Annotated in this window: 25 protein-coding genes; 15 read left to right on the top strand and 10 right to left on the bottom strand. The window is 64.4% G+C overall.

The genetic code is table 11. The annotated features are described in order from the left end of the window. The first annotated feature begins 22 nt into the window (after positions 1 to 22). The gene (gene guaA / locus AC1Q6Z_RS15725; protein WP_256118168.1) at positions 23 to 1585 is read left to right on the top strand and encodes a glutamine-hydrolyzing GMP synthase; all 1563 of its coding nucleotides are present in this window, start codon (positions 23 to 25) and stop codon (positions 1583 to 1585) included. A 20-nt stretch (positions 1586 to 1605) separates the two neighbouring features. Here guaA and AC1Q6Z_RS15730 read toward each other — a convergent pair whose 3' ends face one another. From AC1Q6Z_RS15730 to AC1Q6Z_RS15740, 3 genes are all read right to left on the bottom strand, one after another. Beyond that, positions 1606 to 2100, bottom strand: a complete 495-nt coding sequence (locus AC1Q6Z_RS15730; RefSeq protein WP_492648484.1) for a hypothetical protein — start codon at positions 2098 to 2100, stop codon at positions 1606 to 1608. 109 nt (positions 2101 to 2209) lie between these two features. Continuing rightward, positions 2210 to 2788, bottom strand: a complete 579-nt coding sequence (locus AC1Q6Z_RS15735; protein WP_492648485.1) for a TetR/AcrR family transcriptional regulator — start codon at positions 2786 to 2788, stop codon at positions 2210 to 2212. 60 nt (positions 2789 to 2848) lie between these two features. Next, positions 2849 to 3409, bottom strand: coding sequence for a methylated-DNA--[protein]-cysteine S-methyltransferase (locus tag AC1Q6Z_RS15740; RefSeq protein WP_492648486.1), 561 nt, complete (start codon positions 3407 to 3409; stop codon positions 2849 to 2851). 136 nt (positions 3410 to 3545) lie between these two features. Between AC1Q6Z_RS15740 and AC1Q6Z_RS15745 the strand changes: the two genes are divergently transcribed. Both AC1Q6Z_RS15745 and AC1Q6Z_RS15750 read left to right on the top strand, forming a co-directional pair. After that, positions 3546 to 4604, top strand: a complete 1059-nt coding sequence (locus AC1Q6Z_RS15745) for a M14 family metallopeptidase (RefSeq protein ID WP_492648487.1) — start codon at positions 3546 to 3548, stop codon at positions 4602 to 4604. Between the two features lie 107 nt (positions 4605 to 4711). Then, entirely contained in the window at positions 4712 to 6172 is a 1461-nt protein-coding gene (locus AC1Q6Z_RS15750) for a phospholipase D-like domain-containing protein (RefSeq protein ID WP_492648488.1), read from the top strand. Here AC1Q6Z_RS15750 and AC1Q6Z_RS15755 read toward each other — a convergent pair. Both AC1Q6Z_RS15755 and AC1Q6Z_RS15760 read right to left on the bottom strand, forming a co-directional pair. Next, the gene (locus AC1Q6Z_RS15755; RefSeq protein ID WP_492648621.1) at positions 6144 to 6965 is read right to left on the bottom strand and encodes an endonuclease/exonuclease/phosphatase family protein; all 822 of its coding nucleotides are present in this window, start codon (positions 6963 to 6965) and stop codon (positions 6144 to 6146) included. The genes AC1Q6Z_RS15750 and AC1Q6Z_RS15755 overlap by 29 nt on opposite strands. A 115-nt stretch (positions 6966 to 7080) precedes the next feature. Then, the gene (locus AC1Q6Z_RS15760) at positions 7081 to 7560 is read right to left on the bottom strand and encodes an Lrp/AsnC family transcriptional regulator (protein WP_435266780.1); all 480 of its coding nucleotides are present in this window, start codon (positions 7558 to 7560) and stop codon (positions 7081 to 7083) included. Between the two features lie 149 nt (positions 7561 to 7709). On the opposite strand from AC1Q6Z_RS15760, the gene AC1Q6Z_RS15765 reads away from it, so the two are divergent. Genes AC1Q6Z_RS15765 through AC1Q6Z_RS15775 form a run of 3 tightly spaced genes read left to right on the top strand, consistent with a single transcriptional unit; the run spans position 7710 to position 9902 of the window. After that, the gene (locus AC1Q6Z_RS15765; protein ID WP_492648489.1) at positions 7710 to 8879 is read left to right on the top strand and encodes an amino acid aminotransferase; all 1170 of its coding nucleotides are present in this window, start codon (positions 7710 to 7712) and stop codon (positions 8877 to 8879) included. Positions 8880 to 8886: 7 nt separating this feature from the next. Next, a complete protein-coding gene (locus AC1Q6Z_RS15770) occupies positions 8887 to 9507 on the top strand; it encodes a YitT family protein (RefSeq protein WP_492648490.1) in 621 nt (206 codons plus the stop codon). Between the two features lie 50 nt (positions 9508 to 9557). Beyond that, entirely contained in the window at positions 9558 to 9902 is a 345-nt protein-coding gene (locus tag AC1Q6Z_RS15775) for an ArsC family reductase (protein WP_492648491.1), read from the top strand. A 17-nt stretch (positions 9903 to 9919) separates the two neighbouring features. Here the strand turns inward: AC1Q6Z_RS15775 and AC1Q6Z_RS15780 are convergent, their stop codons facing one another. Then, positions 9920 to 10906, bottom strand: a complete 987-nt coding sequence (locus tag AC1Q6Z_RS15780) for a Gfo/Idh/MocA family protein (RefSeq protein WP_492648492.1) — start codon at positions 10904 to 10906, stop codon at positions 9920 to 9922. A gap of 158 nt (positions 10907 to 11064) precedes the next feature. Between AC1Q6Z_RS15780 and AC1Q6Z_RS15785 the strand changes: the two genes are divergently transcribed. Together AC1Q6Z_RS15785 and AC1Q6Z_RS15790 are read left to right on the top strand one after the other, a co-directional pair. Next, on the top strand, positions 11065 to 12021 hold the full coding sequence (locus AC1Q6Z_RS15785; protein ID WP_492648493.1) for an aldo/keto reductase: 957 nt from the start codon (positions 11065 to 11067) through the stop codon (positions 12019 to 12021). Continuing rightward, entirely contained in the window at positions 12018 to 12461 is a 444-nt protein-coding gene (locus AC1Q6Z_RS15790; protein WP_435266786.1) for a GNAT family N-acetyltransferase, read from the top strand. Before AC1Q6Z_RS15785 ends, AC1Q6Z_RS15790 begins: the two co-directional genes overlap by 4 nt. Here AC1Q6Z_RS15790 and AC1Q6Z_RS15795 read toward each other — a convergent pair. Then, a complete protein-coding gene (locus AC1Q6Z_RS15795; protein ID WP_492648494.1) occupies positions 12458 to 13348 on the bottom strand; it encodes a LysR family transcriptional regulator in 891 nt (296 codons plus the stop codon). The genes AC1Q6Z_RS15790 and AC1Q6Z_RS15795 overlap by 4 nt on opposite strands. Before the next feature lie 125 nt (positions 13349 to 13473). On the opposite strand from AC1Q6Z_RS15795, the gene AC1Q6Z_RS15800 reads away from it, so the two are divergent. Then, positions 13474 to 14472 (top strand): aldo/keto reductase, encoded by a 999-nt coding sequence (locus tag AC1Q6Z_RS15800; protein WP_492648495.1) that lies wholly within the window; start codon positions 13474 to 13476, stop codon positions 14470 to 14472. Positions 14473 to 14638: 166 nt separating this feature from the next. On the opposite strand, the gene AC1Q6Z_RS15805 is transcribed toward AC1Q6Z_RS15800, so the two are convergent. Both AC1Q6Z_RS15805 and AC1Q6Z_RS15810 read right to left on the bottom strand, forming a co-directional pair. Continuing rightward, a complete protein-coding gene (locus AC1Q6Z_RS15805) occupies positions 14639 to 15247 on the bottom strand; it encodes a transglutaminase-like cysteine peptidase (RefSeq protein WP_435266947.1) in 609 nt (202 codons plus the stop codon). 125 nt (positions 15248 to 15372) lie between these two features. After that, entirely contained in the window at positions 15373 to 16191 is an 819-nt protein-coding gene (locus AC1Q6Z_RS15810) for an alpha/beta hydrolase (RefSeq protein ID WP_492648496.1), read from the bottom strand. 237 nt (positions 16192 to 16428) lie between these two features. Between AC1Q6Z_RS15810 and infC the strand changes: the two genes are divergently transcribed. The 5 genes from infC to pheT all read left to right on the top strand — a co-directional run bounded on the left by infC (position 16429) and on the right by pheT (position 21676). Then, positions 16429 to 16965, top strand: coding sequence for a translation initiation factor IF-3 (gene infC / locus AC1Q6Z_RS15815; protein WP_492648622.1), 537 nt, complete (start codon positions 16429 to 16431; stop codon positions 16963 to 16965). Between the two features lie 286 nt (positions 16966 to 17251). Beyond that, entirely contained in the window at positions 17252 to 17455 is a 204-nt protein-coding gene (gene rpmI, locus AC1Q6Z_RS15820; RefSeq protein WP_069060326.1) for a 50S ribosomal protein L35, read from the top strand. Between the two features lie 41 nt (positions 17456 to 17496). Further along, positions 17497 to 17901: a 50S ribosomal protein L20 gene (gene rplT / locus AC1Q6Z_RS15825; RefSeq protein WP_069060325.1), complete on the top strand. Its 405-nt coding sequence runs from the start codon at positions 17497 to 17499 to the stop codon at positions 17899 to 17901. Between the two features lie 241 nt (positions 17902 to 18142). Further along, entirely contained in the window at positions 18143 to 19228 is a 1086-nt protein-coding gene (pheS, locus tag AC1Q6Z_RS15830) for a phenylalanine--tRNA ligase subunit alpha (protein ID WP_439614829.1), read from the top strand. A 21-nt stretch (positions 19229 to 19249) separates the two neighbouring features. After that, positions 19250 to 21676: a phenylalanine--tRNA ligase subunit beta gene (pheT, locus tag AC1Q6Z_RS15835; protein WP_492648497.1), complete on the top strand. Its 2427-nt coding sequence runs from the start codon at positions 19250 to 19252 to the stop codon at positions 21674 to 21676. 182 nt (positions 21677 to 21858) lie between these two features. Here the strand turns inward: pheT and mbfA are convergent, their stop codons facing one another. Then, on the bottom strand, positions 21859 to 22842 hold the full coding sequence (mbfA, locus tag AC1Q6Z_RS15840) for an iron exporter MbfA (RefSeq protein WP_492648498.1): 984 nt from the start codon (positions 22840 to 22842) through the stop codon (positions 21859 to 21861). 119 nt (positions 22843 to 22961) lie between these two features. On the opposite strand from mbfA, the gene AC1Q6Z_RS15845 reads away from it, so the two are divergent. Next, entirely contained in the window at positions 22962 to 23786 is an 825-nt protein-coding gene (locus AC1Q6Z_RS15845; RefSeq protein WP_492648499.1) for a C40 family peptidase, read from the top strand. The last annotated feature ends 50 nt before the right edge of the window (positions 23787 to 23836 follow it).

Raw genomic sequence — 23836 nt, forward strand, 5'->3', positions numbered from 1 at the left:
GGTTTTTCATTAAAGGCTCGCCATGACCCAGACAGCTCATCCCGACAGCGTTCTCATCATCGATTTCGGCAGCCAGGTGACCCAGCTCATCGGGCGGCGCGTGCGCGAAGCAGGCGTCTATTGCGAGATCATCCCCTTCCAATCGGCGGAAGAAGCCTTCCACCGCATGCAGCCGAAGGCGATCATCTTCTCCGGCGGCCCCGCCTCTGTTCTGGATCAGGGTAGCCCCCGCGCACCGCAGATCGCGTTCGATTCGGGCCTCCCGATCCTCGGCATCTGCTACGGCCAGCAGACACTCGCCACCCAGCTCGGCGGCACCGTCGAAGGCGGCCATGCCCGCGAATTCGGCCGCGCAGACGTGGAAATCCTTAAAAGCAGCCCACTGTTCGACGGTTTCTGGGAAGTCGGCCAAAAATATCCGGTCTGGATGAGCCACGGCGACCGCGTCACCGTCGCGCCCGAAGGCTTCGAGATCATCGGCACCTCGGAAAACGCCCCCTTCGCCATCTGCGTCAACGAGGCGAAGCGCTACTACACGACCATGTTCCACCCGGAAGTGGTGCACACGCCGGACGGCGCCAAGCTGCTCTCCAACTTCGTGCACAAGATCGCCGGCATCAAGGGCGACTGGTCGATGTCGGCCTATCGCGCCCGCGCCGTGGAGGCCATCCGCGAGCAGGTCGGCGACAAGCGCGTCATCTGCGCACTGTCGGGCGGCGTCGACTCGTCCGTCGCGGCCCTCCTCATTCATGAGGCGGTCGGCGCGCAGCTCACCTGCATCCTCGTCGACCATGGCCTGATGCGCAAGAACGAGGCGGCCGACGTGGTCGCCATGTTCCGCGAGCACTACAACCTGCACCTCATCCATGTCGATGCCGTCGATCGTTTCGTCGGCGAGCTGGAAGGCGTCTCCGACCCGGAAACCAAGCGCAAGATCATCGGCCGCCTGTTCATCGAGGTGTTCGAGGACGAGGCGAAGAAGCTCGGCGGCGCGGAATTCCTCGCCCAGGGCACGCTCTATCCGGACGTCATCGAAAGCGTCTCGTTTACCGGCGGCCCCTCGGTCACCATCAAGTCGCACCACAATGTCGGCGGTCTGCCCGACCGCATGAACATGAAGCTGGTGGAGCCGCTGCGCGAGCTCTTCAAGGACGAGGTGCGCGTGCTCGGCCGTGAGCTCGGCCTGCCCGACTCATTCATCGGCCGCCACCCCTTCCCGGGTCCGGGCCTCGCCATCCGCTGCCCCGGCGGCATCACCCGCGACAAGCTGGAGATTCTCCGTGAGGCAGACGCGATCTATCTCGACGAGATCCGCAAAGCCGGCCTCTACGACAAGATCTGGCAGGCCTTCGCGGTGCTGCTGCCGGTCCAGACCGTCGGCGTCATGGGCGACGGCCGCACCTACGAATTCGTCTGCGCGCTACGCGCCGTCACCTCCGTCGACGGCATGACCGCCGACTTCTACCACTACGACATGAACTTCCTCGGCCGCGCCGCCACCCGCATCATCAACGAAGTCCGCGGCATCAACCGCGTCGTGTATGACGTGACGAGCAAGCCGCCCGGCACGATCGAGTGGGAATGACTGCGACAGGCCGCGCGATACTATGACTGTTTCGCGCGGCCTTGCCCTGCCCTGCGCAGATAGAGGATCTGGGCGGTTAGGCCGACGATGAGAAGAGCCAGCAGCGCGCCCTGGGCTCCAAGAAGCAGCGGCGATTTCAGGTCGGTGACCAGCGGGTGTCCGTCCGGAACGCGGCGCAGAATTTCCGTGACGGTCGGCAGCATCAGAAGAAAGACGCTCAGCGTCAGACAGATGATTTCAACATATCTGGCTGCGGGTGACGGTCGAAGAATGCGTTCGGCCCCATAACCTGCCAGCAGGAGCAGGATCGTCGTGATGGCGATGCCATAGCTGACCGGCTGATGGGCAACGAGGAACACGGTCGCGGCACCGATCAGCATGGACACAAAATAGAGAGTACCCAATCTGGACCTCGGAACGATACGGCCATGCCGTGCGATCATGTAAAGGGCGGCGGGGATGGCTGGCAGGCTGCCGATCGTGTGGACCCAGCCAAGGGTGGAAATTCCGAACATGGAGATGACCTTTCTCGTCGAATGGACGATGTGAGTTTTGCGGAAAAAACTATCTACTAGTTGATAGGTTTTGAGGGCGTGTAGACATCGGTGGGCGGGGCTCCCGTTTTTAGGCGGCGATGCGTTGCAGCAACGGCTTTGTTATCACGCCAAAAATTGCAGGGTCGCCATAGGCGCGCGCCGAAAGCATGGCGCCATGCACGGTGGCCATGAGCATTTCGGCGTTTTCCCTGGCGGTCCCGATCGAAGCGAAACGGCCTTCTGCAATGCCGCGCTCCAGGACGGACGTGAGCCACTCGGAGAGCGTTCGAAAATGCCCGCGCACTTCGAGCGCGACGTCTTCGGGAAGAACCTGGATTTCACTGGCCAGCAGGGCGCAGACGCAGAACGGGTGCGATGCGTCTGCGATACAGGCCTCCCAGTAGCCGACATAGGCACGAAGTTGATCGAGCGGATCGGGAACATTGCGTTCCAGTGCGGCGATCCCCGCTTCACCCTCCTCCCGGTACTGTTTGACGACGGTGCGGACGAGATCCGACTTGGCGGGAAAATGATGGTGAATACTGGCCTTGCGAATGCCGACCACGTTGGAAATATCGGCATAACTGAAGCTGTTGTAGCCGCCCCTGATAATCAGGGCGCGAGCACAGCTGACAATGTCTTCGGCTTTGGTCGATACGTTTCCCATATCGACAACCTACCAACTAGTAGGCGGCCAGTCAAGGCGAATGATTTCGAATGGCCGTGTTCAAAACCCGAACGACTGTTGAGCCGGCTCGGGTTGCGTGAAGGAAATCCCTTCCAGTGCCAGCATCTTCAGCTTGGACGAGGCGCCGCCGGGGGCGGAGAAGCCGCCGACCTTGCCGCCGGCGGCGAGCACGCGGTGGCAGGGAATGATGAGGGCGACGGGGTTCTTTGCCATGGCCTGGCCGACCTCGCGCGCCATTTCCGGGCCGGCGCCAAGGTCGCGGGCGATCGTGCCGTAGGTCGTCGTCTCGCCCCAGTGCACCTGGCGCGCGGCATCGTAGATCGCGCGGAAGAACGCGCTCTGGCCGGCAAGGTCGAGCGGGACCTTTGAAAAATCCGCCTGCTCGCCGGCGAAGTAGCGTTTGACGGCCGCGACCGTCTCGGCGATCGCCGGGGGCGGTTCGGCGGCCTCCGCCTCGGGCAGGTGGCGCAACAGGAGGCGGCGGGTTGTAGCCGCATCGTCGCCGGGCAGCTGGAAACGCACCACGCCGGCAGCCGTCCAGGCGATGCCGCAGGGGCCACCCTCGGTGTCGAAGATCAGAAAATGGGTCTTGCCGGGCATGATCGGCTCCTCCGTTCCCGTTTTGTCACAAGATCGGGCTTTGCCCGCCCGCTTTCAACCCGTTTCTTGCCGGGACTTGCGTCATCCGCCGCCAATTCGCATAAACCGTCGCAAAATATGTCAGCGAGGAAACGACGTGGAGCATTCGGAGATCATCATCGGCGGCGATACCGCAGGCATCGAGTGGCGCCTGCCCGTCTTCCGCTTCAAGGGCAGCGACGCCAAGGCGCCGTCCGTCTACATCCAGGCGGCGCTGCATGCCAACGAGCTGCCGGGTACGGCGCTCGCGCACTTTCTGCTGGAGACGCTGCGCAAGGCGGAAGCCGACGGCGCAATCCTCGGCGACATGACCGTGGTTCCGCAGGCCAACCCGATCGGGCTTGCACAATCGCATTTCGGCGAGATGCAGGGCCGGTTCGAGCTTGGTTCGCGCACCAATTTCAACCGCGATTTCCCGCTGGTAGCACTTGCCGAGCGCGAGACGCTGCTGGAAAATCTCGACCGCCGCAGCGCCGCCGACCGGCTGAAGCGCACGCTGCTGCACACGGCACTCGGCGCCGATCTCATGATCGATCTCCATTGCGACGACGAATCCCTGCAATATGCCTATATCGACGATGCCTTCTGGCCGGAGGCGGCCGACCTTGCTTCTGCGCTCGATATGCAGGCCGTGTTCCTCTCCGACGGTGAAAGCAGCGCCTTCGAGGAGGCCGTCGGCCATGCCTTCAAGCACCAGGGCGGCGACAAGCTGAAAACCGTTCCCGGGCGTCTCGCGGTGACCGTCGAGTTGCGTGGCCGGCGCGATGTCTATCCGGAGATGGCGAAGGCGGATGCGGCAGGCCTTTGGCACTTCCTCGCCGGCCGCGGCGTCGTCTCCGATCCCGCTTACCGGGCCAAGGACTATACCGGCCCGGCCATTCCGCTCGACAATATCGAGATGGTGCGGGCACCGGAGCCAGGCACCGTGCTCTTCCACCGCGACATCGGCGACACGGTGAAGGCCGGCGACTTGCTGGCGACGCTGATCACGCGCCCCGGCGAGGCGGATGGCACGCTTCCAGTGACGGCGGGCCATGACGGGCTGATCGCCACCCGCACCTCCGCGCGCTATGCGCGGCGCGGCGAGGACCTGATGAAGATCGCCTGCCACGAAGCGACCCGGAAGGACCGCAAGCCGGGCACGCTGGAGGACTGAGCGATAATCTTCCAAATGGGGTCCGTTACCCCTCGCATTCGCATCGTCCGAAGCAATATATAGTGGCGGCAGAATAGGTTGCCGCCTCTGGATGGTCCGCACGCAGCATGATTGAGACGTTCTCCACCTACTGGCCGCATATCCTCGTCGCGCTCTCGATCATCCTCGGCGTGCCGGCCGCCATCCACGCCACCATGACGAAGGAAGAGGTGCGCGCGGCAATTGGCTGGGTCGGCGTCATCGTGCTGTCGCCCGTGGTGGGCGCGCTCATCTATGCCATCGGCGGGGTGAACCGCATCCGCCGCAAGACGCTGAACCTCAGCCGCGAGGGGCTGCTCGCCGCCGGCTGGCACCATATGGCGGAATACGACGTTTCGAACGAGCACATGCAGGTGACCTATGGCGGCGCGCTTGCCGCCATGCAGCGTCTCGGCGACACGGTGGGGCGCTGCAAGCTCACCGCCGGCAACCGCATCAAGCTTCTCTCGACCGGCGACGAGGCCTATGCGGCGATGCTGGCCGCCATCGACGCCGCGGAACGCTCCATCCTGCTCGAAACCTATATTTTCGACCGCGACCAGGCCGGCGAGCGCTTCGTGGCGGCGCTCTCGGCGGCGGTCAGGCGTGGCGTCGAGGTGCGTGTGCTGATCGATGCGGTCGGCGCGCGTTATTCCATTCCCTCGATCGTTTCCGAGCTGCAACGCGCCAACGTGCCGACGGATGTGTTCAACGGCAACATCGTCATGGGCCTGCGCCTGCCCTATGCGAACCTGCGCACCCACCGCAAGATCATCATCGTCGACGGCAGCGTGGCTTTCACCGGCGGGCTCAACATCCGCGCCGGCTTCTGCGCCGAATTTTCCGGCGATGCGGCGGCGCTGGACACGCATTTCCGCATAACCGGGCCGATCGTCAGCGATCTGTTCCGCATCGCGTATGAAGACTGGCGCTTTTCCGGTGGCGAGGATCTCGCCGGCGAGGTCTGGCAGATCGCCGGGCCACCGGATGCGCCGGACAGCGGCATGCTCGCCCGTGTCGTGCCCTCCGGGCCGGACAAGAGCCTGGAAACCAACCACCGCATGCTGATGGGCGCCGTCTCGGTCGCCAAGAAGCATATCCGCATCATGTCGCCCTATTTCCTGCCCGACCGCGAGCTGATCAGCGCGATCGTCACGGCGGCGCGGCGCGGGGTGGAGATCGACATCGTCGTGCCGTCCGCCAACAACCTCAAGCTCGTCGACCTCGCCATGACGGCGCAGTTCGACCAGATGCTGAAATATGGCTGCCGCATCTGGCGGGCGTCCGGTGCCTTCAACCATTCCAAGCTGGCCGTCATCGACGATGCCTGGTCCTATATCGGCTCGTCGAACATCGATCCGCGCTCGCTGCGGCTGAATTTCGAGGTGGATATCGAGGTGATCGATGCGGAGTTCGCCGATCTCATCGGCGAGCGCATCGCGGCCGCCCTGTCGGAGGCGGTTGAGGTGAAGCTCGACGAACTCCGGGCGCGGCCCTTTGCGCAGCGCCTCGTCGAGCGCGTCACATGGCTTGGTTCGCCCTATCTGTGACGCCGAGCGAACGCTCCCAGACGACCTTCAGGTCGATATGCGCCTTGATCGGCAGGTGATCGGAAGCGACGCGGGCGAGCGGCGTGTCGTGCACCTCGACGGAGGTGACGAGATCGTGCGGATGGCCGAGCGCGCGGTCGAGCGCCAGCACCGGAAAGCGTGACGGAAAGCTCGGCACCGCGCCGGAGGCCGGATCGAAGGTCGGCTGGAGGCGGGAGAGCGATGAGCGCCGGCCGACGCGCCATTCGTTGAGGTCGCCGACGAGCAGGGTCGGCATCTGCTCCTCCTCCGCAACCGAGGCGAGGATCGCCATGGCCTGCTGCTCGCGCGAGCGCTTCAGCAGGCCGAAATGCGCCGCGACGAGGCGGAGCTTGCCCATCGGCAGATCGAGCGTGACGACCAGCGCGCCGCGCGGCTCCACGCCTGGCAGCTTCAACTGGCGGACGGCGCCAACGGCCCCCTTGCGCATCATGATCATGTTGCCGTGCCAACCGTGACCGGTGGAGGACAGCGCCGTGATCGGCACCGGCACGAGGCCGCAATCGCGCTCCAGGATTTCGAGATTGAGCAGACCCGAGCGCTCGCCAAAGCGCTTGTCCGCCTCCTGGATCGCGATGATATCCGCATCGATCTCGGCGATCACGCTCGCCGTGCGCTCCGGATGGAACCGCCGGTCGACGCCCACACATTTGTGCACGTTATAGGACGCGATGACGGTATCGCCGGGGCGATTGTCTTCCGGCGGCCGGTGGCCGCGACGGTTTCGGATGGCCGACAGCAGCGCGGCCGACATGAGCTTGTCGTTCAGCTTCCTGTCCACTCGTCCTTCCTTCGCGGCATATCGCATCATATGGGCGGTTTCCCCCGGTCGGCAACCTCTGTCGCGCCAGAAGGTTCCGCAAAGAATGTCAGGGCAGCGCGCTCACCTGCATCTTCGGGCTGTCGAGCAGGATGGTCGAGCGCAGCGTCTTGATCTCGCCGATGCGTTCGAACTCGCTCCAGAGCAGCCGCCGGTAATCGGCGACATCCTTCACCGCGATCTTCAGGAGAAAATCGAAATCGCCCGCCACCGTGTGGCACTCCACCACCTCCGGCATGCGGCGCACCAGATCGATGAAACGCTCGCCGACCTTCGGCGCGGTACGCTCCAGCGTCACCTCCAGGAAGGCCTGGAAGCCGATGCCGGCCGCGCGCGGATCGACGATCACCGTATGGCGGATGACGCCCGTCGCCTCCAGCCGCGCCAGCCGGCGCGACAGCGGCGCCGGCGAGAGGCCGACCTTCTCCGCGAGCTGGTTGTTGGAGAGCCCGGCATCCTCGACGAGCAGGCGGATGATGCGCCGGTCCGTCTGGTCGAGCGCCACCTCGCCGTCCGCCTTTTTGTCCATGATCGCCCCTCGCGCAAAAACACGCATCAATCTAGCGTCAGCCTGCAATAATACAAAAGCTTCTTGCGCTTTCTCCGCAATATCATGGTCGATTTTGCCAAGGCTTTGGCCTAAACCGGACTGATCTTCACGCCACCAAGGAACCGGCCATGTTCGACGCCCTCACCCGCCAGCCCGATGATCCGTTGCTCGCCCTGATCGGCCTTTACCGGGCGGATGAACGCGCCGGCAAGGTGGACCTTGGCGTCGGCGTTTATCGCGACGAGACGGGTGCGACGCCGATCTTCCGCGCAGTGAAGGAGGCCGAGCGCCGGCTCGTCGAGACGCAGCCGACCAAGGCCTATGTCGGCCCGGAAGGCGACCCGGTCTTTCTCGACCGCCTTTGGGCACTGACGACGGGAGACGCCGGTCGCGGCCGTGCCACCGCCGCCCTCCAGACGCCGGGCGGCTCCGGCGCGCTGCGCCTTGCCGCCGACCTGATGGCGCGCATGGGCACCAAGGGCATCTGGCTCGGCCTGCCGAGCTGGCCGAACCATGCCAGCATCTTCAAGGCCGCCGGCCTCGAAGTCATCACCTATCCCTTCTTCGACATCCCGTCGCAGACCGTGCAGTTCGACCGCATGATGGAGGCGCTGACAGGCGCCGCCCCGGGCGATGCCGTGCTGCTGCATGCGAGCTGCCACAACCCGACCGGCGCCGGCCTTACTGCCGAGCAATGGCGCGCCGTCTCTGACCTCATCGCGGCGCGCGGCCTGCTGCCGCTCGTCGACATCGCCTACCAGGGTTACGGCCGCGGCCTCGACGAGGACGCTGCGGGGCTTCGCACCCTGCTGACCGCCGTGCCGGAAGCGCTCGTCGCCGTCTCCTGCTCGAAATCCTTCGGCCTCTACCGCGAGCGCACCGGCGCCATCTATGCCGCCTGCAGCACGCCTGAGACCGCGCTTTCCGTGCGTACCAACCTCGCCGCCCTTGCCCGCACCAGCTATTCCATGCCGCCGGACCATGGCGCCGCCATTGTCAGCACGATCCTCGGCGACGCGGCGCTGACGGCCGACTGGATGGAAGAGATCGAGGCCATGCGGCTGCGCATCACCTCGATCCGCGAACGGCTCTCCGCCGGGCTTTCCCGCCGCTGGCAGGTGCTGACGGCGGTGCGCGAGCAGGAGGGCATGTTCTCGCTGCTGCCGCTCGAAGAGGCCGACGTGCTGAAGCTGCGCGCCGAACACGCGATCTACATGCCCACCTCCGGCCGCATCAACATTGCCGGCCTCAAGACCGCCGAGGTCGATGCCGTCATCGAGAAATTCCTGAGCCTCTGAGGGAACCATGTCGGCCGAGACCGCGACACAGAACGAGCGCCATTCCGCCTACGAGGATGCCATCGCCATCGTCGTCGGCACGATGTTCATGGCGCTCGGCATCGTGATCTATACGAAAACCGTGCTGCTCGCCGGCAGCACGGCGGGTCTCGCGCTGCTCCTGCAATATGCCACCGGCATCGGCTTCTGGTGGCTGTTCTTCGCCATCAACCTGCCCTTCTGCATCCTTGCCGTCAGAAAGCTCGGCTGGGCCTTCACGCTGCGCACCTTCGCCGCGGTCACGCTGGTCTCGATCTTTACCCGGCTCACATTCGAGCTGGTCTCCTTCTCGCACCTTGATCCGCTCTATGCGGCGGTCATGGGCGGCGCGCTGTCCGGCACGGGCCTGCTCATTCTCTTTCGCCACCGCACCGGGCTTGGCGGCATCAACGTGCTGGCGATCTACCTTCAGGACCATTTCGGCATCCGCGCCGGCTATTTCCAGCTCGCCGTGGATCTGGCCATCCTCGCCGCCGCCTTCTTCGTCATCCCGCTCGATCGCCTCGCCCTCTCCATCGTCGGCGCCGTCGTGGTCAACATGACGCTCGCGATCAATCACCGCCCCGGCCGTTATCTCGGGGTGACGTGACGGCGAAGGCGCTCTAAGAAAGCGCCACAAGGCGAATCGAGGAGAGACGCGTGACCGTCACGATCTACGGCATCAAGAACTGCGACACGATGAAGAAGGCCCGCACCTGGCTCGATGCCAAGGGCATCGCCTACCGCTTCCACGACTACAAGGCCGAAGGCATCGACGAAGCGAGCCTCAAGCGCTGGGTCGAAGCGCTGGGCTGGGAAATCGTGCTGAACCGCGCCGGCACCACCTTTCGCGCACTGCCGGATGCCGACAAGCAGGATCTTGATGCGAAGAAGGCGATCGCGCTGATGCTCGCCCAGCCCTCGATGATCAAGCGCCCGATGCTCGACCGCGACGGCGCGCTGACGGCCGGCTTCAAGCCGGACATCTACGAAACCCTGTTCTGATCCTTAGGTCCTGACGCTCAGACTGCCTCCCAGCCGTCCTTCTCGCTGGCGCGGTAGATGGCGTCGATGAGTTTCTGGTTGCTGGCGGAGCTTTCCAGCGACACCACTTCCTCCTTCTCGCCAAGGGCAGCCTTGGTGAAGGCTTCCACCTGGCACCGGTACTGGCGGGCGTCCTGGAAGCGGAAGTGCTGGCTCTCGGTGTGGCTCTGGTTGGTGAGCTCGATTTCTTCCGCGCCGTAGCGGTCGGCATTGAAGGGGGATTTCACCTCGATGAAGCCCTTGTCGCCGTGGAAGACCATGATCTGGCGCTGGGCGAGCTGGGTGGAGATGTAGAAGGACAGTTCGAAATCGCCAAAATCGGCGCGCACGCTGGAATAGATGTCCGTGCCGAAATCCGGATCGCGATCGGTGCTCGCCTGCACGCGGACCGGCTCCTTGCCGGTGACGAAGCGCGTGGTGATCGTCGGGTAGACGCCGATATCCGGCAGGCCGCCGCCGCCGAGCGCCGGCACGTTGCGCATGTTGCCGGGGTCGCGGTTGAAATAGGTGAAGGCACCCTGCACATGGCGCAGCCTGCCGATCGCGCCTTCCGCCAGAAGCGAGCGCACCTTGCGCCAGACGGGGCTGTAGGTGACCATGAAGGCTTCCGAGATCAGCACGTTGTTGCGCTCGCGCGCTTCGATCAGCGTGGCGATCTCGCCGGCGTTCAGCGCGATCGGCTTTTCGCACAGAACATGCTTGCCGGCATCCGCCGCCTTGATCGACCATTCCACATGCTGCGAGGTCGGCAGCGGGATGTAGACGGCGTCGATTACGTCGGAGGCGAGCATCTCCTCATAGGAACCGAAGGCGTGCGGCACGGAAAAGCGGTCGGCCAGGGCGCGCGCCTTGGCAAGGTCGCGGCTGGCGATGGCGGTGACGACGCAGTTTTCCGCATCCTGGATGGCCGGCACGACGAGCTCGCGACCGATCTTGGCCGTCGACAGAATTCCGAAACGCAGCATGGTGATCTCTCCCTGGATTGCGCGCAGAGACTAGTCGCGAGGTACGTTCCTCGCAAGCGCGGATGCCGGCAAAAAATCGGACGAACAGCGTGCAAAGCGCTTTGCCGAGTCCTATGTTGCCTTCGACCGTTTTCAGCACGAACCCTTTGGAGGATCCCATGCAGCTTCGTTCCCTCGGCAAGACCGGCCTTTCCATCGCGCCTCTCGTCTTCGGCGGCAATGTCTTCGGCTGGACCGCCGACGAGAAGACCTCTTTCGATCTGCTCGACGCCTTCACCGGCGCCGGCTTCAACGCCATCGACACGGCGGATGTCTATTCGCGCTGGGTGCCGGGCAATGAAGGCGGCGAGTCCGAGGCGATCATCGGCAAGTGGCTGAAGTGCTCCGGCATCGCGCGCGACAAGGTCGTCGTCATCACCAAGGTTGGCTCCGACATGGGCCAGGGCCGGCGGGACCTGCGCAAGTCTTGGATCGTCGAGGCGGTCGAGAATTCGCTGAAGAGGCTCCAGACCGACCATATCGACCTCTACCTGTCGCACTGGCCGGATCCGGAAACGCCCTATGAGGAAACGCTGGAAGCCCACGCGGCCCTGGTGAAATCGGGCAAGGTGCGCGCCTTCGGCGCCTCGAACCTCGATGCCGGTCAGCTCCAGGCCTCGTTCGACGCCGCCGACAAGGCCGGCTTGCCGCGTTACGGCGCGCTCCAGCCGGAATACAATCTCTACGACCGCGCCGGCTTCGAGGGTGCGCTTGCCGACCTTTGCCAAAAGGAAGAGATCGGCGTCATTACCTATTACAGCCTCGCCTCCGGCTTCCTCACGGGCAAGTACCGCTCGGCAGAGGATACCAAGGGCAAGGCCCGCGGCGAGGGTGTCGTGCACTATCTCGATGAGAAGGGCCTTCGCATTCTCGCGGCGCTCGACCAGGTCGCCGCGGAGACCGACGCCAAGCCGGCGGAAATCGCGCTTGCCTGGCTGATGGCGAAGCCGGCCGTGACCGCGCCGATCGCCAGCGCCACCAGCCTTGCCCAGCTTGCAAGCCTGACGAAGGCGGCGTCGTTGTCGCTTTCCCCGGAACAGATGGCCGCGCTCGACGCGGCGGGAGCCTCGACATGACCGTGACGATCCGCGATGCCGTGGAGCGCGACGAGGCGGCCTGGAGGAAACTCTGGGCCGGCTACCTCGCCTTTTACGAGACCGAGCTGTCGGACGAAGTGACGGCCTTCACCTGGGCGCGCATCCTCGATGCGGGCTCGCGCGTGACGATGCGCGTTGCCGTGGAGGACGAGGACATGCTCGGCTTCGCCATCCACCACTATCACGATTCCACCTGGGACATCGCGCCGGAAGGTTATTTGGAAGACCTCTTCGTCGACGAGACGATCCGCGGCAAGGGCGTCGGGCGGGCGCTGATCGACGATCTCGTCAAGATTTCCAAGCGCAACGGCTGGCGCGGCATCTACTGGCACACCAACCACGACAATGCCCGCGCCCGCAAACTCTATGACACCTATGTCGAGACCGACGGCCACATCCGGTATCGCCTGAAGACCTAGCCGCGATACCGAAAGAAATCGAGAAAAGCGCGCAGCGCCGGGCGCATCTGCCGGCGCGAGGGATAGTAGATCGAAAAGCCATCGAAGGCCGGGCACCAGTCTTCCAGCACCGGGATGAGCCGGCCAGCGCGAATATCCTCGTCGACCCGCTGGTCGAAGACATAGGCGAGGCCGGCGCCGTCCATCGCCGCAGCGCGCATCAGCCGCTGGTCCGAGACGATCAGCGGGCCGGTGACATCCACCGTCACCAGCCGGCCATCCTTTTCCAGTTCCCAACGATAGAGCCGGCCACTCGAAAAGCGTCGGCGGATGCAGCGGTGCTGCATGAGATCGCGTGGCTGCGACGGTTTCGGATGCGCCTCGAAATAGGCCGGCGCGCCGACGATGAGGCCGCGCCAGGGGCCGCTTGCCCTCACCGCGATCATGTCGGCCTCCAGGTGCTCCCCGAGCCGGAGCCCGGCGTCAAAACCCTTTTCGACGATGTCCTCGAAGCGGTCGTCGGTTCTCAGTTCCAGTTCGATATCCGGGTAAGCAAGCAGGAAGGCGCCGAGGCGCGGCATGACGATGTCTTCCGCGGCGATTAGCGGCATGGTGATGCGCAGCGGCCCGGCGGGGCGGCCCTGCCGGTCGGACAGCGATTCCATGACGGAGCCGATATCGGCGAGCGCCGGCGCCAGCGTGTCGAGCAGCAGGCGGCCCTCCTCCGTCGGCGCGACGCTGCGGGTGGTGCGGGCGATGAGCCGCACGCCGAGGCTCGCCTCGAGCGCGGAGACCGCATGGCTGACGGCGGACGGCGCGATGCCGAGTTCGGCGGCGGCCTTGCGGAAACTGCGCGCCTCCGCGACGATGGCGAGCACGGCGAGTTGGGAAAGCTGGGTCCGGTTCATTGTTCCAACAGATAGAACAACCCGTTGGCGTTTGCAGCAATTTTCAGATGAAGGGCCGCGCCCTAGATTGGACTTGTCCGGATGACGGCGAAGCGCTGCCCGGACCCCAGGAAAAGGATTTTGCCATGCATCACAGAAAACTCGGCAGCCTCGACGTTTCCGCTCTCGGCCTCGGCTGCATGGGCATGAGCCATGCCTATGGCCCCGCGCACGACGAGACGGCGGCGATCGACACGCTGCACCGTGCCGTCGATCTCGGCATCACGCTGTTTGACACGGCCGAGGTCTACGGCCCCTACAAGAACGAAATCCTTGTCGGCAAGGCTCTGAAGCCGGTGCGCGACAAGGTGGTGATCGCCACCAAGTTCGGCTTCCGCATCGATCCGTCAAAGCCATCGGCCGAGATGATCACCGGCACCGACAGCCGGCCGGAAAACGTCAAGGCCGTCGCCGAGGCCTCGCTGAAGCGGCTCGGCATCGAGGTCATCGACCTGTTCTACCAGCACCGCGTCGATCCCAACGTGCCGATCGAGGAAACGGTGGGCGCCATGGCGGAGCTGGTCAGCGCCGGCAAGGTGAAGGCGCTCGGCCTTTCGGAGGCGGGCGCCGATACGGTTCGTCGGGCGCATGCCGTCCATCCGATCGCCGCCCTCCAGAGCGAATATTCGCTGTGGACCCGCGACGTCGAGGAAAACGGCGTGCTCGATACCTGCCGGGAGCTCGGCATCGGCTTTGTGCCCTTCAGCCCGCTCGGCCGCGGCGTGCTGACCGGCGCGCTGAAGAATATCGACGGCCTTTCCGCCGACGACTTCCGCCGCTCGCTGCCGCGTTTTGCGGCCGAGAATTTCGACGCCAACCTGGCGCTGGTGGCGGCGCTGGAGGAGATGGCCAAGGAAAAGGACGTCGCACCCGCCCAGCTGGCGCTGGCCTGGGTCCTGGCGCAGGGCGATTTCATCGTGCCGATCCCCGGCGCCAGCAAGGTGCCGCACCTGGAACAGAACGCGGCTGCGGCCGACGTGGTGCTGACCACTGAAGAGGCCGCCCGCCTCGGCGACCTGCTGTCGCCGGCCAAGGTTGCCGGCGGGCGCTATTCGCAGCGCATGGCCTCGATGACCAGCCGCTAGAAGGAAACCCTCTCCCTCGTCATGGTCGGGCTTGACCCGACCATCCAAGCCGAGAGTGCCGCGTGGATCCTCGGGTCAGGCCCGAGGATGACGGAGGAGATGGGGGTGCGAAACAAAAAGGCCGCGGATCGCTCCGCGGCCTTTTCAGATCGGGTCTGCGGCCTGCTTACTGGCCGACCGACGACACCATGACGGCATCGCCGTTTTCGATCGAGACCCAGCGGCCGGCGTGGAACGAGGCCTGGCGCTTCAGGTAGCGGTAGGGCGTCGCCGTCCAGGGCTTCACTTCGGTGTTGAGGTTGTCGAGGATGAAATCGCCCTGGGTGGTGCGCACGGTCAGCACGGCATGGCCTTCGCCGTCCGGCTTGCGCACCACGGTGATCAAGAGGTCACCGGCGGCAAAACCCTTTTCCATCAGCTTCTTGCGCTTGAGGAGAACGAAATCCTCGCAGTCGCCCGCACCGTCGGGATAGGACCAGTATTCGTCCTTGCCGTGCAGTTCCTTGTCGGTCATCGGCGTGATGTCGCGGTTGACGCTGGCATTGATCTGGCGGACCACCGACCAGCCGAACTCCGTGACCTTGGCGGGCGCCTGGTTGCGCACGCCGGCGCGGCATTCGGACTTATAGGTCTGACAGAATTCGTAGTGGCCGATCGGCTGGGACGTGACGCCGCCGGTCTGCATGGAAAGCGCCGATGCCGGTGCCGTGAAAGCCGAGGAAGAAGAAACGAGGAGCGCGAAAAACGCCGCAGCCCCAGCCTTCGCACCAATCATTCGTGCCATGAAACGTCCCCTAATCGTTAACAAAGAGTTAACGGTCAGGAGGGCATCTCGTCAATCATCAGAATTGGCGATGCAGCATTATGGTTAAAATGCGATCCCGGCGACACGCCGAGACCTCATTCCGCCCGGGCGAAAACCTCTGCTGCTTCAAGGATTTTCGCGATATCCTGCGGCCGCGACAGGCGATGGTCACCATCGCGGATCATCGTTAAGATCACGTCGTCGCCGGACAGATGCTCCATGAGGCGCACGGCATGGCTGTAGGGCACGTCCGGATCGGCCATGCCCTGCAGGATATGCACGGGGCAGCCGGTCTCGATGGCGCCAGTGAGCACGCGGTTGTCGCGGCCGTCCTCGATGAGTTTCAGCGTATAGATGTTCGGATCGGGACCGTAGGGCGTCGGCTCCTCGAACTGGCCGCGCTCGGCAAGGGCCGCGCGTTCAGCGTCCGTCAGGTTCGGCTCGATCAGTTCCGAGGTGAAATCGGGCGCCGGCGCGATCAGCACGAGGCCCGCGATCGCGATCCCCTTGCGCCCGGCAAGTTCCGCGACAGTGCGCAGCGCGATCCAGCCGCCCATGGACGAGCCGACGAGCACCATGCGGCGCGTGCCGAGCGCCCTGGCCGCATGCTCGATCACGGCAAGCGTCTCTTCCAGCCAGCGCGAAATCGTGCCGTCGGTGAAGGCGCCGCCGGAGGCGCCGTGGCCGGAATAGTCGAAGCGCACGCAGCCGGTGCCGAGTCTTGCGGCCAATGCGGCAAGCTCCACCGCCTTGGTGCCGGTCATGTCGGAACGGTAGCCGCCGAGCCAGACGAAATGGGCAAGCCCGTTGCCGGCGGCTTCCGGCTGGAGCGCGACCGCGATCTGCCGCGCCTCGTCACCGGCCCCGACGGTGATGAAATCCGTGGCCTGCCCATTGCCGTTCGTCGCCGTCATACCTATCTCCCTGATCTGCACGTTCCAGCCGCGAAAACCCGCCCGCCAGCCGGTCTTTGGCCGAGAGCTAGACCAGATTCGCGCACGCAAGGACAGGTGGTGATTTTTTCCACGCGCCGTGCTATTGACTTCGCAAGCCCGATCAACACATTGCCGAAAAACGCCGCGAGGCGGGCAAACGGCCCGATCGACGCACCAAATTATACCCTGCTGAAACAGTTCGAGGAGAACACGACCATTCGCAGACCCTTCAAAGCGGAAGCACCCGTCAAGGACGGCCCGCGCTCCAACAAGGAAATCCGGATTCCCCGGGTTCAACTTATCGATGCCGAAGGCACCAACCACGGCACCGTTCCGACCGATCAGGCACTCCGCATGGCGGAAGAAGCCGGCTTGGATCTGGTGGAGATTTCGCCGAACTCCGAGCCCCCCGTCGTCAAGATCCTCGACCTGGGCAAGCTGAAATACGCCAACCAAAAGAAGGCGGCCGAAGCGCGCAAGAAGCAGAAGATCGTCGAGATCAAGGAAATCAAGATGCGCCCGAACATCGACACCCATGACTATGAGGTGAAGATGAAGGCGATGAACCGCTTCTTTGAAGAGGGCGACAAGGTCAAGGTGACCCTGAAGTTCCGCGGCCGCGAAATGGCCCACCAGGAACTCGGCATGAAGCTCCTGATGCAGGTCAAGGAAGACACCGTGACCATCGCCAAGGTCGAAGCCGAGCCGAAGCTCGAAGGCCGCCAGATGATGATGGTGCTCGCTCCGAAGTGAGCCCGTCTCTCGCGCGGCTTTGCTTTTATACGCAATTGCGGACGCAAAACCGCGACACACTTTTGCTGGAATTGCTTTAGCCCGCATGGATCGAAGCCGCCTTTCGGGGCGGCTTTTCCTTTTCTGCGCCGGAAATCCCCGACTTCGAGGAATCCGGTTGCGCTTTTAAGGCACTTCGGTTACAAGCCGCCGTCCGAACGGTCCGGCAGGGCATGCCGTGGCCGTTCTTTACGCTGGAGCCGTGCATCGTCACGCGGCTCGAATTCAAGAAGAATGGAGTAGCAAAATGCCCAAGATGAAGACGAAATCGTCTGCCAAGAAGCGGTTCAAGATCACCGCGACCGGCAAGGTCGTAGCGGCCGCCGCCGGCAAGCGCCATGGCATGATCAAGCGTAGCAACAAGTTCATTCGCGACGCGCGCGGCACCATGGTGCTGGCCGAAGCCGATGGCAAGAAAGTCATCAAGAACTACCTGCCCAACGGTCTCTGAGACTTATCCGGCACTTTTGATACGTTTAAGGAGATCATGAAATGGCACGTGTAAAACGCGGCGTTACCTCGCACGCCAAGCACAAGAAGACGCTGAAGGCAGCCAAGGGTTTCTACGGCCGCCGCAAGAACACCATCCGCGCCGCCAAGGCCGCGGTTGACCGTTCGAAGCAGTTCGCCTACCGCGACCGCAAGGTCAACAAGCGCAATTTCCGCGCGCTCTGGATCCAGCGCATCAACGCTGCCGTCCGCGAGCATGGCCTGACCTATGGCCGCTTCATCGACGGCCTGAACAAGGCCGGCATCGAAGTGGACCGCAAGGTGCTGTCCGACATGGCAATCCATGAGACCGAAGCTTTCGGCGCGCTGGTCGCTGCCTCCAAGAAGGCTCTCGAATACCTCAAGGACGCTGGTACGAAGAACGAGTTTGAAGCCGCCGTAAACTAACCGGCGCTTCCACAACCAAAACTTCGTTTCGTTGTGAAACCCGCGCCGGGGAACCGGTGCGGGTTTTTGCTTGATGGACACCGTCTTGCGATGGCGGTCCTCGCCAAGTTTTTCTGGCCCACCCGATTGATCGGGCGCGTGCACATGGGTAGTGATCTGCGGCGCTTCCTCGCCGCAACCGGCTATCCGCCCGCGGGTCTCCTGGCCCCCCGCCCGGCCGACGCAAGCAAAGCAGGTAAAGATGACTGAACTCGACACTTTGGAACAGCAGCTCCTCTCCGACGTTGCCGCGGCCTCCGACGAAGCGGCGATCGAGGCCGTGCGCGTGGGCGCACTCGGCAAGAAGGGTTCCGTCTCGGACCTCCTGAAGACGCTCGGCACCATGTCGCCGGAAGAGCGCCAGACGCGCGGCGCGGCGATCAACGCGCTGAAGACCCGCGTGACGGACGCGATCACCGAACGCAAGACGGCGCTGCGCGATGCCGCGATCGAAGCGCGCCTTGCGGCCGAGACGGTCGATGTCAGCCTGCCGGTGCGCTCCTCGCCCGCCGAGCGCGGCCGCATCCATCCGATCAGCCAGATCGTCGATGAAATCACCGCAATCTTCGGCGACATGGGCTTTTCCATCGCCGAAGGGCCCGACGTCGAGACCGACTATTATAACTTCACGGCGCTGAATTTCCCCGAGGGCCACCCGGCCCGCGAGATGCACGACACGTTCTTCTTCCCCGCGGACGAGAACGGAGAGCGCAAGGTGCTGCGCACGCACACCTCGCCCGTGCAGATCCGCACCATGGAAGCGCAAAAGCCGCCGATCCGCATCATCATCCCCGGCAAGACCTACCGGCAGGATTCGGACGCGACCCATTCGCCGATGTTCCACCAGGTCGAGGGCCTCGTGGTCGACAAAAAGGCGAATGTCGCCAACATGCGCTGGGTGCTGGAAGAGTTCTGCAAGGCCTTCTTCGAGGTCGACAGCGTCACCATGCGCTTCCGTCCGTCCTACTTCCCCTTCACGGAACCATCCTTCGAGGTCGATATCCAGTGCGATCGCTCGTCCGGCCCGATCGTGAAGTTCGGCGAGGGCACGGACTGGATGGAGATTTTGGGCTGCGGCATGGTGCACCCGAACGTGCTGCGCGCCGGCGGTCTCGATCCGGACGAATATCAGGGTTTTGCCTGGGGCATGGGCCTCGATCGCATCGCCATGCTGAAATACGGCATGCCGGACCTGCGCGACTTCTTCAACGCCGACGTCCGCTGGCTGAGCCATTACGGCTTCCGCCCGCTCGATATGCCGACCCTGTTCGGCGGCCTCAGCGCGTAACCGGCATCAAGGAGAAATCACATGAAATTCACGCTCTCCTGGTTGAAGGACCATCTCGATACCGACGCCTCGCTGGAAGACATCTGCGCGAAGCTGACGGCGATCGGCCTCGAAGTGGAAGACGTCGACGACAAGGCGGCCTTCAAGCCCTTCGTCATCGCCAAGGTCGTTTCCGCCGAGCAGCACCCCAACGCCGACAAGCTGCGCGTGCTGATGGTCGATACCGGCAAGGGCGATCCGATCCAGGTCGTCTGCGGCGCGCCGAATGCGCGCACCGGCCTCGTCGGCGCCTTCGCGGCGCCTGGCACCTATGTGCCCGGCATCGACGTGACGCTTGCCGTCGGCACCATCCGTGGCGTCGAGAGCCGCGGCATGATGTGCTCGGAGAAGGAACTGGAAATCTCCGACAACCATGACGGCATCATCGACCTGCCGGCCGATGCGCCGGTCGGCCAGAGCTATGCCGCCTATGCCGGTCTCGACGACCAGGTCATCGAGATCAACCTGACGCCGAACCGGCCGGACTGCACCAGCATTTTCGGCATCGCCCGCGACCTCGCGGCCGCCGGCCTCGGTACGCTGAAGACGCCGAAGGCGCCGTCCTTCAAGGTGGAAGGTGAGACGTCGGTCAAGGTGACGCTCAATCTCGGCGGTGACGATCATCTCTGCCCGGGCTTTGCGCTCCGCCTCGTGCGCGGCGTCAAGAACGGCCCGAGCCCGCGCTGGATGCAGCAGCGGCTCATCGCCATCGGCCTGCGCCCGATCAACGCGCTGGTCGACATCACCAACTACATGACCTTCGACCAGGGCCGCCCGCTGCACGTCTTCGACGCGGCCAAGGTGAAGGGCAATCTCGTCGTGCGTCGCGCGGCGGAAGGCGAGAAGGTGCTGGCGCTCGATACGCGCGAATACACGCTGAACCCGTCCAACGTCGTCATCGCCGATGACAATGGCGTGGAATCGATCGGCGGCATCATGGGCGGCGAACATTCCGGCTGCGATGCGGACACCACCGACGTGCTGATCGAATCCGCACTCTGGGACCCGATGAACATCGCCAAGTCCGGCCGCTCGCATGGCATCATCACCGATGCGCGCTACCGCTTCGAGCGCGGAGTGGACCCGGAATACATGGTGCCGGGCCTCGAACGTGCCACCGAACTGGTGCTGGAGCTCTGCGGCGGCACACCGGCCAAGACCGACGTCGTCGGCTACAAGGGCTACGACGCCAAGGTCGTCGATTTCCCGTTCACGGACGTTAAGCGCCTCACCGGCCTCGACGTCTCGTCGGACGAGAGCGTCGATATCCTGACCCGCCTCGGTTTCAAGGTTTCGGGCTCGGGCGAACGCGTCTCCGTCGCGGTTCCCTCCTGGCGTCCGGATGTCGATGGCAAGGCGGACCTCGTTGAAGAGGTCATGCGCATCCACGGCGTCGACAATATCAAGCCGGCGCCGCTCGAAAGCCACGGCGCGGTGAACGGCCGCATCCTCACCACGCTGCAGATCCGCTCGCGCCTTGCCAAGCGCGCGCTTGCCGCACGCGGCATGATGGAGGCCGTCACCTGGTCGTTCATCCCGAAGGCGCATGCCGAACTCTTCGGCGGCGGCGCCGCATCGCTCGCGCTGTCGAACCCGATCGCTGCCGATATGTCCGACATGCGGCCCTCGCTGCTGCCGGGCCTGCTGGCGGCTGCGCAGCGCAATGCCGACAAGGGGTACGGCGACGTCGCGCTGTTCGAAGTCTCCGGCACCTACGAGAACGACAGGCCGGAAGGCCAGCGCCGCGTTGCCGGCGGCGTGCGCCGCGGCACAGCCTCGCTTGCCGGCTCTGGCCGTCTCTGGTCGAACGCCGCCAAGGGTGGCGGCAAGCCGGTCGACGTCTATGACGCCAAAGCCGATGCGCTCGCCGTGATCGAGGCCTGCGGCCTGCCGATGAGCAATGTGCAGATCGAGGCGGGTGCGCCCGCCTGGTATCATCCGGGCCGCTCCGGCACGATCAAGATGGGTCCGAAGATCGTTCTCGGATATTTCGGCGAGTTCCATCCGAAGGCGCTCGGCGCGCTCGACGTGTCCGGCGCACTCGCCGGCTTCGAGATCTATGTCGATGCCATGCCGGACCCGAAGAAGAAGGCGACCCGCACCAAGCCGGCGCTCGACCTCTCGCCCTTCCAGGCCGTCAAGCGCGACTTCGCCTTCGTCGTCGACAAGACGGTGGATGCGGGCGCCATCGTGCGCGCCGCCACCGGCGCCGACCGCAAGCTGATCGCCGGCGTCACCGTCTTCGACGTCTTCGAGGGCGCCTCGCTCGGTGAAGGCAAGAAGTCGATCGCCATCGAAGTCGTCATCCAGCCGACCGACAAGACGCTGACGGACGAGGATTTCGAAGCGCTGACAGCAAAGATCGTCGGCAACGTCGTCAAGACGACCGGCGGCACGCTGCGGGCGTAATCGTGTAAAGGCGGGGCGATAACAACGCCCCGCTCGTACCAATTCAAGGCCTGCCGACCTCTCCTCCGTCATCCTCGGGCTTGACCCAAGGATCCACGCATCACGGTACGCCCTCACTTGTGGCATGGATCCTCGGGTCAAGCCCGAGGATGACGCAGTGGGTGAGGTGGGCCCTTTTGCGTTCACGCATTGCCAATCAGCACACCCGCCGCCAGCACCAGGCTACCGCCGAGCACGACCTGCATGGCGGCGCGCAGGAACGGTGTTTCCATGTAGCGGTTCTGGATGAAGGCGATGGCCCAGAGTTCGATGAAGACGACGATCACGGCGATGGTCGTCGCCAGCAGGAAATTCGGGATGAGGTAAGGCAGCGCGTGGCCGAGGCCGCCGAGTGCCGTCATGATGCCGGAGGCGAGGCCGCGTTTGACGGGCGAACCGCGGCCGGAGAGCTTGCCGTCGTCATGGGCTGCCTCCGTGAAGCCCATGGAGATGCCGGCGCCGACGGAGGCGGAGAGGCCGACCAGGAACGTCTGCCAGGTATCCTGCGTGGCGAAAGCGGCGGCGAAGATCGGCGCGAGCGTCGAGACCGAGCCATCCATCAGTCCGGCAAGGCCCGGCTGTACGTAGGTCAGCACGAATTGCCGCCGCGACGTCTGGTCCTCCTCGGCCTTCACATCCGTCGGCGTGTGCTCCTCGCCGAGCCTTCGGGCGAGCGATTCATGCGACTTTTCCGCCAGCGCCAGGTCGCCGAGCAGTTTTCGCGTGGCAGCGTCCTGCGTGCGCGAAGCGGCGGTCAGGTAGAAGCGGTGGGCGGCATCCTCCATGGCTTCCGCCTGCTCCCGGATCTTCTCGACCGACATGTTGGCAATCAGCCAGTCGGGCTTTCGCTCCGGGAAGTCGCGCACATATTCGCGCCGCACCAGCGGGATGCGGTCGCCGAAGCGGGCGATATGCCGGTCGATCAGCATCTGGCGATGATGGCTCTCCTCTTCCGCCATCTCCTCGAAGACGCCGGCGGAATGCGGATAGGCGTCACGCAGCGCATCGGCATAGGCGAGATAGATGCGGCCGTCGTCTTCCTCGGAGGAGATGGCGAGCGCCAGGATTTCCTGTTCGCTGAGCGATTCGAGGCTGCGTTTGCCGGGGCGAAGAAGGCGGGAGAACATCGGCGACTATCCAGTTTAGAATTATTCTAAATATAGGATTCCAGCCGCTGCGGTCAACCTCGACAGAGTGTCGCGGCTGACGCTAGAGTGGTGGCGACAGAGACTGCAAAGGACGCAATGTGATCGCCGCACTGAAGCCGCTTTCCGCAAGCCGCGACACATTGCTGGACCGCCTCGGCCGCCGTCTCGCAGACCGCCTGCAAAGCCAGGCCTCGGGCTACGAGCCCTACACGCCCTCCGACCCGGAAACGCTGGCGCGCACGCTGCGGCCCGGCGACGTGCTGCTGGTCGAGGGTAACCAGAAGGTCTCGGCGGCGATCAAATACCTCACGCAATCAACCTGGTCGCATGCCGCGCTCTTCGTTGGCGACGAGATTCCTCTGACGCTCGACCAGGCGGCGCTGCCCTCGATCGACCGGCCGCAGCTCATCGAGGTCAATCTCGGCGAGGGCTGCGTGGCGGTGCCGCTCACCAAATACCGCACCTACAACACGCGCATCTGCCGGCCCGTCGGCCTGACGCCGGAGGATCGCAACATGCTGGTCTCCTTCATGGTCTCGCGCCTCGGCCTCAAATACGACCTGAAGAACATCACCGACATGCTGCGCTTCTTCCTGCCCGCACCGCCCGTGCCGGTGCGCTGGCGCCGCCGCATGCTGGCCTTCGGCTCGGGCGATCCGACGCGGGCGATCTGCTCCACGCTGATCGCGGAAGCCTTCGAGCGGATCCGCTACCCGATCCTGCCGGATATCGTCCGCTCACCGGGCCATGCAGCGGCGACCTCGACCTATTCGCGCGAAGAGATCCTGCACATCCGCCACCACTCGCTCTACACGCCGCGCGATTTCGACCTCTCGCCCTATTTCGAGGTCGTCAAACCGACGCTGAAATACGGGTTTGACTACAAACGGCTGGAATGGGCGCTGGATCGCGAGGGGCCTTGACCTGCCTGCGGCGATCGGCCGGATTGTATGCGGCCGGCCGGCATCCTATC

This window comes from Shinella sp. GW835-FHT14H05 (assembly GCF_058793575.1).

What these genes read in the sequence shown, in the direction of transcription:
- guaA (WP_256118168.1), top strand. Translation starts at nt 23, where the DNA reads ATGACCCAGACAGCTCATCCCGACAGCGTTCTCATCATCGATTTCGGC.
- AC1Q6Z_RS15730 (WP_492648484.1), bottom strand. Translation starts at nt 2,100, where the DNA reads ATGTTCGGAATTTCCACCCTTGGCTGGGTCCACACGATCGGCAGCCTG.
- AC1Q6Z_RS15735 (WP_492648485.1), bottom strand. Translation starts at nt 2,788, where the DNA reads ATGGGAAACGTATCGACCAAAGCCGAAGACATTGTCAGCTGTGCTCGC.
- AC1Q6Z_RS15740 (WP_492648486.1), bottom strand. Translation starts at nt 3,409, where the DNA reads ATGCCCGGCAAGACCCATTTTCTGATCTTCGACACCGAGGGTGGCCCC.
- AC1Q6Z_RS15750 (WP_492648488.1), top strand. Translation starts at nt 4,712, where the DNA reads ATGATTGAGACGTTCTCCACCTACTGGCCGCATATCCTCGTCGCGCTC.
- AC1Q6Z_RS15755 (WP_492648621.1), bottom strand. Translation starts at nt 6,965, where the DNA reads ATGTCGGCCGCGCTGCTGTCGGCCATCCGAAACCGTCGCGGCCACCGG.
- AC1Q6Z_RS15760 (WP_435266780.1), bottom strand. Translation starts at nt 7,560, where the DNA reads ATGGACAAAAAGGCGGACGGCGAGGTGGCGCTCGACCAGACGGACCGG.
- AC1Q6Z_RS15765 (WP_492648489.1), top strand. Translation starts at nt 7,710, where the DNA reads ATGTTCGACGCCCTCACCCGCCAGCCCGATGATCCGTTGCTCGCCCTG.
- AC1Q6Z_RS15770 (WP_492648490.1), top strand. Translation starts at nt 8,887, where the DNA reads ATGTCGGCCGAGACCGCGACACAGAACGAGCGCCATTCCGCCTACGAG.
- AC1Q6Z_RS15780 (WP_492648492.1), bottom strand. Translation starts at nt 10,906, where the DNA reads ATGCTGCGTTTCGGAATTCTGTCGACGGCCAAGATCGGTCGCGAGCTC.
- AC1Q6Z_RS15785 (WP_492648493.1), top strand. Translation starts at nt 11,065, where the DNA reads ATGCAGCTTCGTTCCCTCGGCAAGACCGGCCTTTCCATCGCGCCTCTC.
- AC1Q6Z_RS15790 (WP_435266786.1), top strand. Translation starts at nt 12,018, where the DNA reads ATGACCGTGACGATCCGCGATGCCGTGGAGCGCGACGAGGCGGCCTGG.
- AC1Q6Z_RS15795 (WP_492648494.1), bottom strand. Translation starts at nt 13,348, where the DNA reads ATGAACCGGACCCAGCTTTCCCAACTCGCCGTGCTCGCCATCGTCGCG.
- AC1Q6Z_RS15800 (WP_492648495.1), top strand. Translation starts at nt 13,474, where the DNA reads ATGCATCACAGAAAACTCGGCAGCCTCGACGTTTCCGCTCTCGGCCTC.
- AC1Q6Z_RS15805 (WP_435266947.1), bottom strand. Translation starts at nt 15,247, where the DNA reads ATGATTGGTGCGAAGGCTGGGGCTGCGGCGTTTTTCGCGCTCCTCGTT.
- AC1Q6Z_RS15810 (WP_492648496.1), bottom strand. Translation starts at nt 16,191, where the DNA reads ATGACGGCGACGAACGGCAATGGGCAGGCCACGGATTTCATCACCGTC.
- rpmI (WP_069060326.1), top strand. Translation starts at nt 17,252, where the DNA reads ATGCCCAAGATGAAGACGAAATCGTCTGCCAAGAAGCGGTTCAAGATC.
- rplT (WP_069060325.1), top strand. Translation starts at nt 17,497, where the DNA reads ATGGCACGTGTAAAACGCGGCGTTACCTCGCACGCCAAGCACAAGAAG.
- pheS (WP_439614829.1), top strand. Translation starts at nt 18,143, where the DNA reads ATGACTGAACTCGACACTTTGGAACAGCAGCTCCTCTCCGACGTTGCC.
- pheT (WP_492648497.1), top strand. Translation starts at nt 19,250, where the DNA reads ATGAAATTCACGCTCTCCTGGTTGAAGGACCATCTCGATACCGACGCC.
- mbfA (WP_492648498.1), bottom strand. Translation starts at nt 22,842, where the DNA reads ATGTTCTCCCGCCTTCTTCGCCCCGGCAAACGCAGCCTCGAATCGCTC.